At 35.2% G+C, this 15,617-nt stretch carries 15 protein-coding genes; 13 read left to right on the top strand and 2 right to left on the bottom strand.

All coding sequences use genetic code 11. The annotated features are described in order from the left end of the window. Positions 1 to 91: 91 nt before the first annotated feature. The 3 genes from lipA (at position 92) to ACHRV5_RS14360 (ending at position 4,221) form a co-directional block, all read left to right on the top strand. Positions 92 to 958 carry a lipoyl synthase gene (gene lipA, locus ACHRV5_RS14370; RefSeq protein WP_395427228.1) on the top strand — a complete coding sequence of 289 codons (867 nt, stop codon included), beginning with the start codon at positions 92 to 94 and terminating at the stop codon, positions 956 to 958. A gap of 65 nt (positions 959 to 1,023) precedes the next feature. Next, on the top strand, positions 1,024 to 2,022 hold the full coding sequence (gene gap, locus ACHRV5_RS14365) for a type I glyceraldehyde-3-phosphate dehydrogenase (RefSeq protein ID WP_047774097.1): 999 nt from the start codon (positions 1,024 to 1,026) through the stop codon (positions 2,020 to 2,022). Positions 2,023 to 2,049: 27 nt separating this feature from the next. Next, complete coding sequence (locus ACHRV5_RS14360) at positions 2,050 to 4,221, top strand: ATP-binding protein (protein WP_395427227.1); 2,172 nt, start codon at positions 2,050 to 2,052, stop codon at positions 4,219 to 4,221. 17 nt (positions 4,222 to 4,238) lie between these two features. Here the strand turns inward: ACHRV5_RS14360 and lpxK are convergent, their stop codons facing one another. Beyond that, on the bottom strand, positions 4,239 to 5,255 hold the full coding sequence (gene lpxK, locus ACHRV5_RS14355) for a tetraacyldisaccharide 4'-kinase (protein WP_395427226.1): 1,017 nt from the start codon (positions 5,253 to 5,255) through the stop codon (positions 4,239 to 4,241). A 122-nt stretch (positions 5,256 to 5,377) separates the two neighbouring features. On the opposite strand from lpxK, the gene ACHRV5_RS14350 reads away from it, so the two are divergent. The 3 genes from ACHRV5_RS14350 to ACHRV5_RS14340 all read left to right on the top strand — a co-directional run bounded on the left by ACHRV5_RS14350 (position 5,378) and on the right by ACHRV5_RS14340 (position 8,418). Continuing rightward, positions 5,378 to 6,472 (top strand): Nif3-like dinuclear metal center hexameric protein, encoded by a 1,095-nt coding sequence (locus ACHRV5_RS14350; protein ID WP_395427225.1) that lies wholly within the window; start codon positions 5,378 to 5,380, stop codon positions 6,470 to 6,472. A 3-nt stretch (positions 6,473 to 6,475) separates the two neighbouring features. Continuing rightward, entirely contained in the window at positions 6,476 to 7,255 is a 780-nt protein-coding gene (locus ACHRV5_RS14345) for a zinc ribbon domain-containing protein (RefSeq protein WP_047774104.1), read from the top strand. 311 nt (positions 7,256 to 7,566) lie between these two features. Next, on the top strand, positions 7,567 to 8,418 hold the full coding sequence (locus ACHRV5_RS14340; RefSeq protein WP_395427224.1) for an alpha/beta fold hydrolase: 852 nt from the start codon (positions 7,567 to 7,569) through the stop codon (positions 8,416 to 8,418). Positions 8,419 to 8,513: 95 nt separating this feature from the next. Here the strand turns inward: ACHRV5_RS14340 and ACHRV5_RS14335 are convergent, their stop codons facing one another. Further along, positions 8,514 to 9,191 (bottom strand): ArsR/SmtB family transcription factor, encoded by a 678-nt coding sequence (locus ACHRV5_RS14335; RefSeq protein WP_395427223.1) that lies wholly within the window; start codon positions 9,189 to 9,191, stop codon positions 8,514 to 8,516. A gap of 77 nt (positions 9,192 to 9,268) precedes the next feature. Here ACHRV5_RS14335 and ACHRV5_RS14330 point away from each other — a divergent pair, with 77 nt between their 5' ends. The 7 genes from ACHRV5_RS14330 to ACHRV5_RS14300 all read left to right on the top strand — a co-directional run bounded on the left by ACHRV5_RS14330 (position 9,269) and on the right by ACHRV5_RS14300 (position 15,511). Then, entirely contained in the window at positions 9,269 to 10,423 is a 1,155-nt protein-coding gene (locus ACHRV5_RS14330; protein WP_395427222.1) for a cytochrome P450, read from the top strand. Between the two features lie 19 nt (positions 10,424 to 10,442). Then, entirely contained in the window at positions 10,443 to 10,790 is a 348-nt protein-coding gene (locus ACHRV5_RS14325) for an antibiotic biosynthesis monooxygenase family protein (protein WP_395427221.1), read from the top strand. Between the two features lie 198 nt (positions 10,791 to 10,988). Further along, positions 10,989 to 11,801: a 23S rRNA pseudouridine(2604) synthase RluF gene (gene rluF / locus ACHRV5_RS14320; protein ID WP_047774461.1), complete on the top strand. Its 813-nt coding sequence runs from the start codon at positions 10,989 to 10,991 to the stop codon at positions 11,799 to 11,801. Positions 11,802 to 12,071: 270 nt separating this feature from the next. After that, positions 12,072 to 13,001: a magnesium transporter CorA family protein gene (locus tag ACHRV5_RS14315; protein WP_230003190.1), complete on the top strand. Its 930-nt coding sequence runs from the start codon at positions 12,072 to 12,074 to the stop codon at positions 12,999 to 13,001. 152 nt (positions 13,002 to 13,153) lie between these two features. Next, positions 13,154 to 13,768: a hypothetical protein gene (locus ACHRV5_RS14310; protein ID WP_395427220.1), complete on the top strand. Its 615-nt coding sequence runs from the start codon at positions 13,154 to 13,156 to the stop codon at positions 13,766 to 13,768. Positions 13,769 to 13,772: 4 nt separating this feature from the next. Continuing rightward, the gene (locus tag ACHRV5_RS14305) at positions 13,773 to 14,063 is read left to right on the top strand and encodes a transcriptional regulator (RefSeq protein ID WP_047774117.1); all 291 of its coding nucleotides are present in this window, start codon (positions 13,773 to 13,775) and stop codon (positions 14,061 to 14,063) included. A 59-nt stretch (positions 14,064 to 14,122) separates the two neighbouring features. After that, positions 14,123 to 15,511 (top strand): DUF4173 domain-containing protein, encoded by a 1,389-nt coding sequence (locus ACHRV5_RS14300; protein ID WP_395427219.1) that lies wholly within the window; start codon positions 14,123 to 14,125, stop codon positions 15,509 to 15,511. Positions 15,512 to 15,617: the final 106 nt, after the last annotated feature.

Here is a 15,617-nt window from a genome sequence, read left to right as displayed (position 1 = left end):
CATCAGTTAATAGATATCAACAGCAAATTAACCGGTAAACGAATCTCCAAATAAACTACATTCCGTATCTTTGTGCTTTGAATTTTGATTTATGGAAACAGTCATTGAAAATATACCAACTGGAAAACCGAAATGGTTAAAAGTAAAACTTCCAATTGGACAAAAATATACAGAGCTTCGTGGTTTGGTAGACAAGTATAGTTTAAATACTATTTGTACCTCAGGAAGCTGCCCAAATATGGGAGAATGTTGGGGTGAAGGAACAGCAACTTTTATGATTCTTGGAAATGTTTGTACGCGTTCTTGCGGATTTTGCGGTGTAAAAACCGGAAGACCGGAAACTGTCGATTGGGATGAACCTGAAAAAGTAGCCCGATCTATAAAAATCATGAACATCAAACATGCGGTAATTACCAGTGTTGACCGAGATGATTTAAAAGATGGTGGTTCTATCATCTGGATTGAAACGGTAAAAGCAATTCGTAGAATGAACCCAAATACCACTCTTGAAACCTTAATTCCGGATTTCCAGGGAATCGAAAGAAACATCGACCGAATTGTTGAAGCCAATCCTGAAGTAGTTTCACATAATGTGGAGACGGTACGCCGTTTGACACGTGAGGTGCGTATTCAGGCTAAATACGATCGTAGCCTTGAAGTATTGCGTTACCTGAAAGAAAAAGGAATCAACAGAACTAAATCCGGAATTATGCTGGGTCTTGGTGAAACGGAAGAAGAAGTATTCCAGACGATGAGCGATTTACGTAATGCAAATGTAGATGTAGTGACTATTGGTCAATACCTGCAACCAAGCAAGAAACATTTGCCCGTAAAAGAATTCATAACACCGGATCAATTTGCTAAATACGAAAAATTTGGCCTTGAATTAGGTTTCCGTCATGTGGAGAGTGGGCCTTTAGTTCGTTCTTCCTACAAAGCACAAAAACATATTTTATAAAATTTATCCTTCTATTCGATTGCTTATTTTGATCCGATAAAAGGACTAACTGAATACTAAATCGCTTGAAAACAAGAATTGCTATTAACGGTTTTGGAAGAATTGGAAGAAATTTATTTCGTTTACTTTTAAACCACTCAGAAATTGAAGTCGTTGCTATAAATGACATTGCAGATAACAAAACAATGTCTCATCTGATCAAATACGACAGTATACATGGTGTCTTGCCTTTTAAAGTAAGTCATGATGAAAAAGGGATTATTGTTGATGGAAAGCATTTTTTATTTTTTCATGAAAAAAGTATTTCAAATTTAGACTGGGAAAGTCATTCTATTGATTTTGTAATCGAATCAACAGGAAAGTATAAGACCCATGAAGATTTAAACAAACATATTGAAGTTGGAGCCAAAAAGGTGATTCTTTCTGCTCCTTCTGAAGTTGACACTATAAAAACGGTTGTACTTGGAGTAAACGAACATATACTGGACGGTAATGAAACGATAGTTTCGAATGCAAGTTGCACAACAAATAACGCTGCTCCGATGATTAAAATCATTGAAGAACTATGCGGTATTGAGCAGGCATACATTACAACAATACATTCTTACACTACTGATCAGAGTCTTCACGACCAACCACATAAGGATTTACGCCGTGCGAGAGGTGCCAGTCAGTCAATTGTTCCAACAACTACGGGTGCAGCTAAAGCTTTAACAAAAATTTTCCCTAAATTGCATGAAAAAATAGGGGGTTGTGGAATTCGAGTACCCGTTCCGGATGGTTCATTAACTGATATCACATTTAATGTGCAACGTGCCGTAACGATCGAAGAAATCAACACCGCTTTTGAAAAAGCCTCAAATACAAATTTAAAAGGAATATTAGATTACACAGAAGATCCGATTGTATCGGTTGATGTGATTGGTAACACAAATTCGTGTCTGTTTGACGCGCAACTAACCTCCGTTATTGACAAAATGGTAAAAGTTGTGGGTTGGTACGATAATGAAATTGGCTATTCATCACGATTGATTGATTTGATTTTACTGATGAAAAAAACATAAGATTCATTGTAAGAAGCATTGCGATACATGAAACATTATCTTTTAATTCTTATTAGTTTTTTTAGTCTGTTTTTGTATTCTCAAGTGGAACAGAATACAGATAGTGCTTTCTATTATAATAAGTTAGCCAACGCCAATCTTCAAAACAAAAAATTCGATCAGGCTGTTTTTTTTACACAGAAATCAATTGATTTTTGTGCTACAAACAACTTTCCTGATAATTTGGCCAATCAGACTTTTAAGCTTGGCAAAATTTACTACAACCAAAGAAATTATAATGAAGCTTTAAAAAACTTTTACAAAAGTGTTTCTTTGTTTGATAAAGCAAAACCAACCTGTACCAAAGCGCTGGCACTACACTACATAGGCATAACCAATGTAGCAAAAGGCAATTATCAGCTCGCTGAAATTTATTATAAAAAAGCAGATTCTCTTTTAAAGAAATTAAATATTGTTGACAAAGCTGAAATTTTGCACTACGAAAAAGCAATCGCGTTTAAGGCCAGCAACAACTTTCCTTTAGCGATAGAAACTTTTCAAAAAATAGTCAAAAAACCGGACAACAAGCCCAATTTAAAAACTAAAACTGACGCGTATTATCAACTGGGATTAATTGAAACGCAGCTGAAACAAAATGATTCTGCTATCATTCATTTCGACAAGGCTTTAGAAATAAACGCCAAAACCAATGATCTGGTTCAAAAATCAAAAATAATTCTGGCCATAAGTCAGTACTACAAAAGAAACAAACATTTTGACCTTGCTTACTCCTATCTGGATGAATACTACCAGATCGAGAACTCTCTTTTAAAAATAAAAAGTGCCAAATTAGACTCCAATCAGTTTAAAAAATTCAAACACAGCCAGTCTGTCAGCACTACTTTAAAGCGAGAGAACGAGGAGAAAATTCAATTAAAAACGTATCGATACTCCAAACTCGTAAGCATCTTGGCGATTGCCTTAATTTCGATTTTATCTCTTTTGAGTCTGGCTCTTTATAAAAACAACATTATTCGAAATCAGAATAATTTACTTTTGAGAGAGAAAAACAAAGAACTCATTCTGGCTAAAAACAAAGCAGAGAAAGCATCAAAAGCCAGATCAGAATTTTTGTCAACTGTTAGTCATGAACTCCGGACTCCCTTAAATGCAATCAACGGTATTACGCATTTATTGCTCGAAGACAGCCCTAAAAAGAACCAGCTAAAGTACCTCGAGTCTTTAAAATTCTCCGGAAACTACCTGACCACTTTTATCAACGAGATTCTTGAAATCAACAAAATTGACTCCACAAAAGTAGAAGTCGAACATATTTCTTTCCATCTGAAAGAGTTGTTATTCAACATTCAAAGCTCCTTAAAAGAGCTCGCAACGGCTAACAAAAATTACTTCAACCTTGAAATGGACGAAGCAATTCCCGATAATTTAATTGGTGACCCTACCAAATTATCTCAGATCATACTTAACCTGATCAACAACGCGTTAAAATTCACTCAAAACGGACATGTAAATGTAATTGCCAAATTATATGCTATTGAAGAAGAAAATGCCACCGTTTATTTTGAAATTGTCGACACTGGAATCGGAATCCCTGAAGACAAACTGCAAACCGTTTTTGAAAGCTTTTCTCAGGCCTCTGTAGAAGTAAACCGAAAATACGGCGGAACCGGCCTTGGACTTACCATCGTAAAAAAATTAATTGAGTTGTTGGGCGGCGAAATCAAATTAAAAAGTGAAGTTGGCAAAGGCTCTACTTTTACCTTCAAATTAAACTTTAAAATCAACAATGAACCTCTCGAGGTCAAAGAAGAATCAAAACCATACAACGACAAACAATTGAAACACAAATCGATTTTACTGATTGAAGACAACAAAATCAATCAGATGATTACCCGAAAAATGCTGGAGAATAAAGCGATCATATGCGAGATAGTCGATAATGGCGAAGATGCAGTTGAACTTTTAAAAGTAAAACGATTCGATATGATTTTAATGGATGTTCACTTACCGGGAATCAACGGAACAACGGCCACAAAACAAATCAGAGAATTTGACAAAATAACACCAATTATTGCTCTAACCGCTATTTCGCTAGACGAAAACAGAGACATGTTATTGTCTTATGGCATGAATGATGTTATCACAAAACCTTTTGTTCCGGACGAGTTTTACAGTATAATTGCCCGCTTTTTTGATTGATTCCTTAAACGCTGAAATCAAACGTCTCCTTTTACATACGCTAAAATCGCAGTATCAAAATTTTGGTGCTTACTAATAAACGTGCTTTTTATCGGCAGGTAATACAACTGCGAAACCAATTTCGAGTCTTTCAGGCGAACGTAGTCTTTCTCTGTTGTAATGATTTTTTTTCCTTGAGCTTTGTTCTGAATCATTTCCAAATCGGACTCTGAAAAATGATGATGATCCGGAAAAGTCAGACATTCATCCTTTTCATTTTTCAAATAATTAAAAAAGGAAGTCGGTTTTGCGATTCCGGCCAAAAGTAGTTTTGGTTCATCCTCAATCTCTTTTACGGCAATTTTCTCATTCTTGCTATAAATAAAATCATCGTATGCTATAAAAGTAAAATACAATTGCTGGGAGGCGGATAATTTTAATTTTGCCTGGATTTCATTTTGTTTTTCAACCGATAAATCCTTAGGACATTTTGTTACAATAACAATATTTGCACGATCTGCACCACTTCTGCTTTCTCTTAAATTTCCGGTTGGCAACATAAAATCATCTGCGTACAAATCATCAAAAGCCGTTAATAAAATATAAAATCCGGCTTTTACTTTTCGGTGTTGATAAGCATCATCCAACAAAATAACTTCCGGTTTTGTTGTTTGCGAAAGCAATTGTGTGATACCGTTCGTTCTGTTCGCATCAACAGCTACCTGAACATTTGGAAATTTCTGAAAAAACTGAAAAGGTTCATCGCCTAAAACAGCAGCATTTGATGTAGCATCTGCCAAAACAAAACCTTCAGATTGTCGTTTGTACCCACGACTCAAAGTTGCTATTTTGTAAATATCCACCAACAACCGAATAAGGTATTCGATCTGAGGTGTTTTTCCGGTTCCGCCAACGCTCAAATTTCCAACCGCTATAACCGGCAGATCAAACGAGGTAGATTTCAGGATCCCTTTATCAAAAAGAAAATTACGAATCGTAGTAATCAATCCGTATAAAATCGCAAACGGAAAAAGTAGTTTTCGAAGTACATTCATTTTACGAAAGTATAATTTTTTTCGTTAATTTGTGGTAATCTGTCTCAGCTTTCCTTTTTCAGCACCCCAAAAACCTGAAACTTGAAACTTGAGACCTGAAACCTGAAACTTCAAACAAAAAAATGAAACTAAAAGAAATAATTGCGGTTCTTGAAGAAATGGCTCCATTAGCCTATGCGGAAGATTTTGATAATGTAGGACTCTTAGTCGGTGATGCTGATAGCATAACTACTGGAGTCTTAGTTTGCCATGATGCACTAGAAACTGTCATTGACGAAGCTCTTGCAAAAAAATGCAATTTGGTTGTTTGTTTTCATCCCATATTATTTTCGGGCATTAAAAAAATTACCGGCAAAAATTATGTGGAGCGCGCGATCTTAAAAGCGATTAAAAATGACATTGCGATTTATGCCGTCCACACCGCACTCGACAATCATTCCCAAGGTGTCAATAAAATTTTCTGTGATGCTTTAGGATTGCTCAACACCAAAGTTTTGATTCCGAAGCAAAATTTCATTCAGAAATTAGTAACCTATACCGTTCCTTCTAACGCAGATAAAGTTAGAACAGCCTTATTTAAAGCCGGTGCCGGAAGAATTGGCAACTATGACGACTGCAGTTTTAACTCTAACGGAATCGGAACATACAAAGGAAATGAGAACAGTAATCCCGTAATTGGAGTACGAAATGAACACACTGAAACGGAAGAAGTAAAAATAGAGGTTACATTTGAAAAACATTTGCAATCTAAAATTTTAAAAGCCCTTTTTGCCCATCATATTTACGAAGAGGTAGCTTATGAAATTTATGATTTACAAAACTCACATCAGCAAATTGGTTTAGGAATGATTGGTGAATTGGAGACCGAAATGAACGAGAATGATTTTCTGCATTTCGTAAAAGATAAAATGATTGCCGATGGTATTCGTCATTCCGCCTTTTTAGGAAAAAAAGTAAAGAAAATAGCCGTTTTGGGTGGCTCAGGTAGTTTTGCGATAAAAAATGCCATTTCGGCCGGAGCAGATGCTTTTTTGACTGCCGATTTAAAGTACCATCAATTTTACGAAGCCGAAAATCGATTACTTTTGGCAGATATTGGTCATTTTGAGAGCGAACGCTATACAAAAAACTATATTGTTGATTATCTTCGAAAAAAAATCCTTAATTTTGCCATCATTTTATCAGAAGAAAATACAAATCCAGTTAAGTACTTATAGAATATGGCGAATACGAAAGAATTAAGTGTTGAGGACAAGTTAAGAGCAATATACGATTTACAGCTTATTGACTCTAGAATTGACGAAATCAGAAACGTAAGAGGAGAACTTCCTCTAGAAGTGGAAGATTTAGAAGATGAAGTTGCAGGTTTGAGCACTCGTTCAGAGAAACTGAAGGGAGAACTTGAAGTGGTTGAGGAGCAAATCAAAGGGAAGAAAATTGCCATTGATGAGCACAAAGAGGTTATCAAAAAATACACAAAACAACAAGAATCAGTTCGTAATAACAGAGAATTTAATTCTTTGACTAAAGAGGTTGAATTTCAAGAATTGGAAATTCAATTGGCTGAAAAGCAAATCAAAGAAATGAAAGCTTCTATCGAACATAAAAAAGAAGTTATTTCTAATTTAAAAGAAAAACTTGACGCAAAAAGTTCTCATTTAAAACATAAAAAATCAGAACTGGATGCTATTATGTCAGAAACTCAAAAAGAAGAAATCTTCTTAACAGAGAAATCTGCTGAGTATTCTTCTCAAATTGAAGAAAGACTATTAGCAGCTTATACCAGAATCAGAACTAGTGTTCGTAATGGTTTAGCGGTTGTATCAATCGAAAGAGGAGCATCTGCAGGATCATTCTTTACTATTCCGCCACAAACTCAGGTAGAGATTGCTTCCAGAAAGAAAATCATCACTGATGAGCATTCAGGAAGAATTTTGGTTGACAGCGCATTAGCTGAAGAAGAAAAAGAAAAAATGGAACAATTGTTCTCTAAATTCTAAATACTAGTCCCGATCTAATCGGGACTTTTTTTTACCCTTATTTTTCGTTGCAGCTTACAAAGAGTTCCTAACTTCAAAGGCTTATGGGCAAAAAAAAATAGCCACAGATTAAAGGATTAAAATGATTAAATAATCTGTGAGAATCTTTTTAATCAGTGGCAAAAAAATAATTCGTGGCAATTCGTGCAATTCGTGGCAAAACAATCCAAAACAACTTATTTATCAAAGCCCTAAAGATATTTTCCTGAAATCTGTGGCATTTTTTTTAATCTGTTTAAGATCCAATTTTTATCTTTATAAAAAATTAAGTTTTGACCATTAAAAAAGGAATTCGTTTTATTACATTAAAATCGGTCGGATCCTACATTAACTTCCTGAGTTATGTTCGCCCGAAAAAAGCAGTCGCACTTTCTTACGCCCTATTCAGCCAGCCGCGAGTGGGCCGATTAGACAAGAACAAACTCCCTAAAGTATTACAAAACACAGAAAAAGAGACGTTTCATCACAATGAACATCATTTTCAGACGTATGTCTGGAAGGGTAACGAAACGAAAATCTTACTCGTTCACGGTTGGGAAAGTAATGCTTCACGCTGGAAAAAAACATTACCTCATCTTCAGAAATCCGGAAGTACCATTATTGCGATTGATGCTCCCGCTCACGGACAAAGTAGCGGTAAAGAATTTAATATTCCGCTTTATGCCGAATTCATTAACAAAGCGGTAGAAAAATATCAGCCTACCCTAATTATAGGTCATTCTATTGGTGGCGCTGCCTGCGTTTATCATCAATATTTGTTTCCCGATACGAGCATCAATAAAATGGTGATTCTGGGAGCACCATCAGACTTAAAAGTTTTGATAGACAATTATATTTCGATGTTAAGTCTGAATACTAAAACATTTTCTCTTTTAGAAAGCCGTTTTATTGATCGGTTTAATTTTAAAATGGAAGATTTTTCAGGACAGAAATTTGCTTCACAATTCAACATTCCCGGATTAATCGCGCACGACACCGCAGATAAAGTAGTTGCTTTTGAAGAAGGAAAAAAAATCGCAAGCAACTGGAAAAACAGCCAGTTTATTGAAACCAAAGGCTTAGGTCACGGCATGCATGATGATGAATTGTATCAGAAAGTGATTGCGTTTTTGTTTTCTGAGTAAAGGTTAATAGTTAGAGGGGTTCAGAGGCAGCTCACTGAGACTAAAATCTTCGTCTCCCATTATACATTTCACTTTTTACTCTTTACATTTCACACTCAAACAACAATTTTAAAATACCTAAAAAGTTCTTTTTCTCCTTTTCCGGTAATTTGTATGGCTCGTGAATCCTTTGTTCTTCTTAACCAGTCATCGGCAATCATTTTATCCAGTAAGGATGCACCGAGTGAACCGGCAATATGATTTTTTCTTTCACTCCAGTCTAAACAGGGCTTCAGGAATAATCGCCTTTGTTTTTTTATCTCTTCAATATTAATTCCAAAATCAGAAAACCACTTTACCCCTTTTAAAGTCACTTCCAGTTTAGTCTCAGAATCCAAAAGAATACTTTGTTCTACTAAGCTTTCGGCAACTGCAACCCCTATTTTTCCAGCTAAATGATCGTAACAAGTCCTGCAATGTTTGATGGGCGAATGTTTTTCGGAATTCTTCTTTTCCAGCATTACCGGCGGAATCAAACTTGCCATTGCTTCAATCGCATAAGCAACTTCTTTATTGGAGAATCTGTAATATTTATGACGCCCTTGTTTTTCGACACAGAGTAAGCCAGCATCTAAAAGTTTAGCCAAATGCATGCTTATATTTTGTGGCGATGTATTAGCCGCAATAGCCAGCTCTGTTGCCGTAAATGCTTTACCATCGAGCAAGGCCCACATAATGACTGCTCTGGTTGGATCTCCAAGTAACGAAGCAACCTTTATAAATTGATCTTCCATTTTATGTAATCATAGTTAAATATACACTGAAGTATTGCCTTGTAAAGTTAAATAACTTTGTCAAAAACAAATACAACATGTCAGCTATATTTCTACAATCCGAAGTCGAAAATCCGTATTCTTTTTATCAAAAAATGACAAAAGAGCAGCCTGTTTATTGGGATGAAACAAATAAAATCTGGGCTATTTATTCTTATGCAGTCTGTGTTGAACTATTAAACAATACGGCTGCAACTATTCCAGTCTTAACTGCAAACAGCAAACTCAATAAATCTGCGACCACAATCATTGAGAATCTGGCGCGATTATCAAACGGTATTCAACACGAAATAGCAAAAGAAACTGCCGTTGTTCTTTTTTCACATCTAAAAACAGTAGGGATCCATACAATTTTAGAAGAACTGTTACCCGAAAGATTAATTCAAAACCAAATAAACTGGGTTGATTTGGTTTGCAAAAAGTTACCTGTCTTAACGGTTTTAAAAAGTTTTAATTTCAATGAAAAAGATTCCGACTTCATCTGTAAAAAAATAGCGCAGCTCGTGAAAATAATGCAACCCCATAAAACAACTGAAACTATCGAAGAAATCAACAAAGTTGCGGAAGAAATCTATTCCATCACAGAAAGACATTTTGTAACGCTTCCGTTTCATGAAACTTTGATCCGTAAAATTTCAAACTTGCACCCTATCTCCCAAACGGAAATATTTTCGATCTGCATAAGTAATCTAATCGGATTATTTATCCAAAGTTATGATGCCGGCAGCGGTCTTTTGAGCAATTCCTTGCTACAACTACTTTCAAAAGAAAATTTTTCTAAAGACAAAGCTGATAAAATTTGGATCCAAAAAATGGTTGTGGAAACCTTAAGATTTGACCCGCCCATTCACAACACCAGACGCATTGCTTCTAAAGATATTCAATTAAATAACAGCACCATTAAAAAAAATGATTCCCTATTGCTTGTTCTTGCCGCAGCAAACCGTGACCCCAATCACTTTACAAATGCTATGGATTTTGACACCGAAAGAAATAATAATCACGACCATTTGACTTTTGGAACGGGCGGACATATGTGCCTGGCGAAACATTTCTCCGTTACTATTGCAACCGAAACTTTGTATTACTTAGTCGACAACTATAAAAACATTTCGATTTCAGGAAATGAAATCGAATACGAACCTATGATCAACGCCCGACTGCCGAAAGCAATTTGGATTTCACTTTTATAATTTAAACAACAACAACAACATGATAGCAGTAATTTTTGAAGTCATTCCCAACGAAGGGAAAAAAGAAGCATACCTTGACATTGCAGCAAAATTAAGACCCGAATTGGATGCTATAGAAGGCTTTATCTCTATAGAACGCTTTCAGAGTTTTAATGATCCCGATAAAGTCCTGTCTTTGTCTTTCTGGAAAGATGAGGAAAGTATTTTACAATGGCGAAATCTTGAAATGCACAGATTTGCACAAACAAAAGGACGCGAAGAGATCTTCAAGGAGTATCATTTGCGAATTGCCAATGTGAGTCGCGATTACGGAATGTTCGACCGCAAAGAAGCACCAAAAGACAGTTTTAAATTTCACAATCACTGAGTAAAATTTCAAAGTAGCAAAGAAACAAAGGTTTCTAAAGCAAAAAAAAAACTGCCCTAAATCCTGACCAATTTCCTGCATACCAAAAACCTGAAACCTGAAACCTGAAACTTGAAACTTGAAATTTCAAAATATTAGAATTTACATTCCCCAGTAGTCTCTTTTTCTCTTTCCGGTAATTTTGACTACTTTTGCAATATGGAAGAGAATTTAAAACGTCTTAATAAATTTATTGGGGAAACCGGTTATTGTTCCCGTCGTGAAGCCGATAAACTTATCGAAGAAGGGCGTGTAACTATAAATGGAGTTGTACCTGAAATGGGGACAAAAGTTTCTCCGCACGATGAAGTACGCATCGACGGAAAGTTAATCGTGGAGAAACACGAAAAATTGGTCTATCTGGCTTTCAACAAACCTGTTGGAATTGAATGTACGACTAATCTGGAAGTTAGAAATAATATTGTCGATTATATCAATTACCCTAAACGTATTTTTCCTATCGGAAGATTGGATAAAGCCAGTGAGGGATTGATCTTTATGACGAATGACGGTGATATCGTAAATAAAATTTTACGTGCTCGAAACAATCACGAAAAAGAATATACGGTAACGGTAAACAAACCGATTACGGATCGTTTTATACAACGCATGGGAAATGGTGTTCCGATTTTGGATACCGTTACCCGAAAATGTAAGGTAGAGCAGATCAGCAAATACACTTTCAAAATTATACTGACACAAGGTTTGAATCGTCAGATTCGAAGAATGACGGAGTATTTAGGTTATGATGTAACGGCACTAAAACGAATCCGAATTATCAATATTTCATTGGATATTCCTGTTGGTCGCTACCGTGATCTTACGGATGATGAGATTAAAGAACTCAATCACTTAATCGAACCCTCCAGTAAAACGGAAGAAGCGAGTTTACCAAAAGCTGAAGCTCCAAAACGCAGAACAGAGTTCATCTCAGAACATGATCCTAGGTTTAAGAAAAAGGGAGACTACTAAGAAATGAAATTCCAAATTTTTGAAATTCCAAATTCCAAGTCTTGAAATTCTAAATTCCAATCTTTAGACTATATGGAAGCCCATCATTTGATGGGCTTCTTTATTTTAATATATAATTAATAGTTTAAAGTTTCGGGTTTTAAAAATAAAGGATACTTTTGCAACACTTAAAAAAAACTTCTCCAATGGACGATTATTATTCGTTAGTGTTAAACTGAAAATAGCTTTTGAATTCTTTCAAAATGCTATGATAAAACCCTGTATTTTGAAATGAAAGCCTTTTACAAAAATAATAACAACGGATTAATCGAAATCAAAGAATGGATTCCGAATTGCTGGATTAGCATTGAATCTCCAACCCTCGAAGAAAAAAAATACTTATTAGAAGAGCTCCAAATCCCCGAAGCCTTTTACAATGATATTGAAGACATTGACGAAAGACCCCGCATGGAAGCCGAGGATGGCTGGACTTTGTTTATTCTGCGTGTTCCCATAAAAAGCAATGATGTAAAGTTACCTTTTCAGACTGTTCCGGTCGGATTAATTTTCAAAGAAGACATCTGCGTTACCATCAGCTTTTATGAAACAGAAATCATGTCAGATTTCGTCGTTTACACCCAAAGAAAAAACATTGAGATAAAAGATAATTTTGACTTGGTACTAAGGCTATTATTGTCTTCCAGTATTTGGTATTTAAAGTATCTGAAACAAATCAATCAGAAAATAAAGCTGGCAGAAGATAATTTAGAGAAATCTATAAAAAACGAAGAACTGCAAGCCTTGCTTCAGATAGAAAAATGTTTGGTGTTTTTTATTACTTCTTTAAAAGGAAATGATGTTTTGTTTCATCGCATCAGAAATTTAAAAGCTCAAAAAGCCCATTATGATTTGGATTTATTGGAAGATGTTGAAATCGAATTGAGCCAGGCACAAGATACGGCTAATATTTACAGCAACATTCTTACCGGAATGATGGATGCCTATGCTTCCGTAATTTCCAACAATATGAATAATATTATGAAACAGATGACTTCTATTTCGATTATTCTAATGATCCCAACTTTAATCGCCAGTTTGTACGGAATGAACGTTCCGAACGGTTTGGAAGAAAGTCAGTACGGTATTTGGATCCTCCTTTTTGTATCCATTATTCTCTCTGTTTTTGGCGTCTTTTTGTTCAAAAGAAAAAGATGGTTTTAAAGAATTAGAAAACGATATATCCTAAAATTGCAATAAACAAAGCCTGTTCTACGGAACGGGCTTTGTTGTTTTTAATTGCAACTAAAAAAAATGAAATAAATGTTTGTCATTTCAGAATAAAATATAACTTTGCAGTACAAAGTACTTTAATTATGAATCAGAAGCACCAAGAAGATTTATCGCATATTCGTTCCATGATGGAGCGTTCTTCAAGATTTATATCCTTAAGCGGCCTCTCAGGAGTTTTTGCAGGGCTTTCCGCTTTAATTGGAGGATTGTATGTTTATCAATTGCTTAAAGCTAACGGTCTGGATACTTTTGACGATGGAGACCGATTGTATTCCTTTAATCTGGTTTCAGAACTAATTGTTATCGGTTTAGCAATATTAATGTCGGCCTTGACGTTTGGGGTGTTTTTTACGCTTCGCAAGAGCAAAAAGCACAATTTGCCAATCTGGACAACAGCCAGCAAAAATTTGCTGTTTAATTTAGCCGTTCCGTTACTGGCCGGAGGGATTTTTTGTCTAGCACTACTCTATCATGAAATATATGTGTTAATCGCACCAACCACTTTAATTTTCTACGGTCTGGCTCTTGTAAATGCTGAAAAATATACTTTTTCGGATGTGAAATATTTGGGCTTTTGCGAATTAGTTTTAGGATTTGTCTCTTTGTTTTACCTAGGATACGGTTTGATTTTTTGGATTTTAGGATTTGGTATTTTGCATATTATATACGGATTAGTCATGTTCAGAAAATACAAATAAACCAATGGGAATCATTGATAAATTAAATAAAGATTTCGAAAGTCGTGTCAGATTAGGTATAATGTCTATTCTGATTGTAAACGAGTGGATTGATTTCACCGAAATGAAGACGCTTTTGAACATCACCGATGGTAATTTAGCAAGTCATTCTGCTGCCCTTGAAAAAGCACAATACATTGAAATTAAAAAAGAATTCGTAGGCAAGAAGCCTAAAACATCCTATAGCGTTACTGATCTGGGGCGTGCCGCTTTTAAAGAACATTTGAATAGCCTCGAAAAATTAATGAAATTCTAATAACTCTATTTTTTTATCTAATTACTTTGAAATACAAAGTACTTTTAAAATCTTTAATCATGAAAAAAATCCATTTTATCTTAGTCAGCAGTATGCTATTTATACTGCTTTTTTACAACGAGGCCCTAGGCGTTAATCTCGCTATTTTTGGTATGGTCTTAACGGGTCTGATTTCGTATTGTTTTCAGGATCGGTTTGTAGATCGTTCTCATTTGGTTTTAGTGATCACATCGGTGCTATCCTGCATTGCTTTTGCGTGGTATGGTGATTTTGTTTCTTTTTTAGCCTTAGTATTGTCTGTCCTTTTTCTGCAGTTCAAAACGCAGGAAACCGAACTAAAAATGATTCAGATTTTTCCGCTGATATTCCTGAATGGCTTTGCCTCGTTGGGTAGAGTTCTTATGTTTAGCCAATGGCTTCCACAACGAAAAGTCAGTAATAATTTAGCCAAAAAACTAATCGCTTATGTTCTGATTCCAGCCATTTTCCTAGTGCTATTCTTTGTGGTATATTCTTTCGGAAGCGATCATTTTTCGGCTTTGTTTACCGATTATAAGTTAGACATTGATATTTTACACCTTATTGTGATTGCTTGTTTAGGCTTTTACATTTCTTTTTCTTTCTGGAATTATTGGGTACCGGAGATCTGTTACAAAAAGAATTCCATATTAGATAATGATTTTGATACCACAATTGAAATTGAAAATCAAAATACCTTTTCCTTTCTGGATTTAGAGTTTGAACGTAAAAGCGGGGAAATTACTTTACTACTTTTAAATGTGTTGTTATTGATTTTTATAGGAGCCTACAATTATGAACAGTTTTTTGAAGTAGTAAAAACAACACAACTAAGCGCCGACACACATGAGCGCGTAAATTCGGTTATTTTTTCTATACTTATGGCTGTTGGTGTGATCTTATTTTATTTTAAAGGTGGATTTAATTTTGATGAAAAAGCAACAAATCTAAAACGCTTAGCCAAATTATGGATTATTTTAAACGGAATATTAATCGTCAGCACCATTATTAAAAACTCAGAATATGTTTCCTTCTTTGGATTGACTTATAAAAGATTAGGAGTATACGCCTTTTTGATACTGGCGATTATCGGATTGGTTTATGCGTTTTTAAAAATAATAAAACAAAAAACGAATGCCTATCTTTTCAATCAGATGGTTTGGTATTTTTATGGCACAGTTCTTTTATGCAGTTTTGTCAATTGGGGAAATCTGATTACAACCTACAATATTTCGGTAAACAAAGGAGTGGAACCCCGATTCCTGAGCAATTTAAACTTTAACGATGAGACTCGCAGAGCGTACTTTTTACAAAACGATTTAAACGTCCTATTTGTACATGACCCAAGAGAGGGTGAAATTCAGAGCCATCAAAGAGACTCTTTTTTATCTAAAGCGTTATACTATGAGTTTATAAACGAAAAAAAATAAAGCTCCGATCCCATTCTAAACGAGTGGGATTTTTTCTTAAACGAGTTAGTGTTATTCTCTTTACAAATTGCGTTTGTTAACTTTATATTTATAAAAAAAGAAGAAA

The sequence above is a fragment of the Flavobacterium sp. FlaQc-52 genome (assembly GCF_044007495.1).
GTDB lineage: Bacteria > Bacteroidota > Bacteroidia > Flavobacteriales > Flavobacteriaceae > Flavobacterium > Flavobacterium cupriresistens.
The sequence above is the reverse complement of the archived record's forward strand: the minus strand, read 5'-3'. Positions and strand labels throughout refer to the sequence as shown.

Excerpts from the sequence above, each read along its gene's own strand:
- lipA (WP_395427228.1), top strand. The coding sequence starts at position 92 with ATGGAAACAGTCATTGAAAATATACCAACTGGAAAACCGAAATGGTTA.
- ACHRV5_RS14360 (WP_395427227.1), top strand. The coding sequence starts at position 2,050 with ATGAAACATTATCTTTTAATTCTTATTAGTTTTTTTAGTCTGTTTTTG.
- lpxK (WP_395427226.1), bottom strand. The coding sequence starts at position 5,255 with ATGAATGTACTTCGAAAACTACTTTTTCCGTTTGCGATTTTATACGGA.
- ACHRV5_RS14350 (WP_395427225.1), top strand. The coding sequence starts at position 5,378 with ATGAAACTAAAAGAAATAATTGCGGTTCTTGAAGAAATGGCTCCATTA.
- ACHRV5_RS14345 (WP_047774104.1), top strand. The coding sequence starts at position 6,476 with ATGGCGAATACGAAAGAATTAAGTGTTGAGGACAAGTTAAGAGCAATA.
- ACHRV5_RS14335 (WP_395427223.1), bottom strand. The coding sequence starts at position 9,191 with ATGGAAGATCAATTTATAAAGGTTGCTTCGTTACTTGGAGATCCAACC.
- ACHRV5_RS14330 (WP_395427222.1), top strand. The coding sequence starts at position 9,269 with ATGTCAGCTATATTTCTACAATCCGAAGTCGAAAATCCGTATTCTTTT.
- ACHRV5_RS14325 (WP_395427221.1), top strand. The coding sequence starts at position 10,443 with ATGATAGCAGTAATTTTTGAAGTCATTCCCAACGAAGGGAAAAAAGAA.
- rluF (WP_047774461.1), top strand. The coding sequence starts at position 10,989 with ATGGAAGAGAATTTAAAACGTCTTAATAAATTTATTGGGGAAACCGGT.
- ACHRV5_RS14315 (WP_230003190.1), top strand. The coding sequence starts at position 12,072 with ATGAAAGCCTTTTACAAAAATAATAACAACGGATTAATCGAAATCAAA.
- ACHRV5_RS14310 (WP_395427220.1), top strand. The coding sequence starts at position 13,154 with ATGAATCAGAAGCACCAAGAAGATTTATCGCATATTCGTTCCATGATG.
- ACHRV5_RS14305 (WP_047774117.1), top strand. The coding sequence starts at position 13,773 with ATGGGAATCATTGATAAATTAAATAAAGATTTCGAAAGTCGTGTCAGA.
- ACHRV5_RS14300 (WP_395427219.1), top strand. The coding sequence starts at position 14,123 with ATGAAAAAAATCCATTTTATCTTAGTCAGCAGTATGCTATTTATACTG.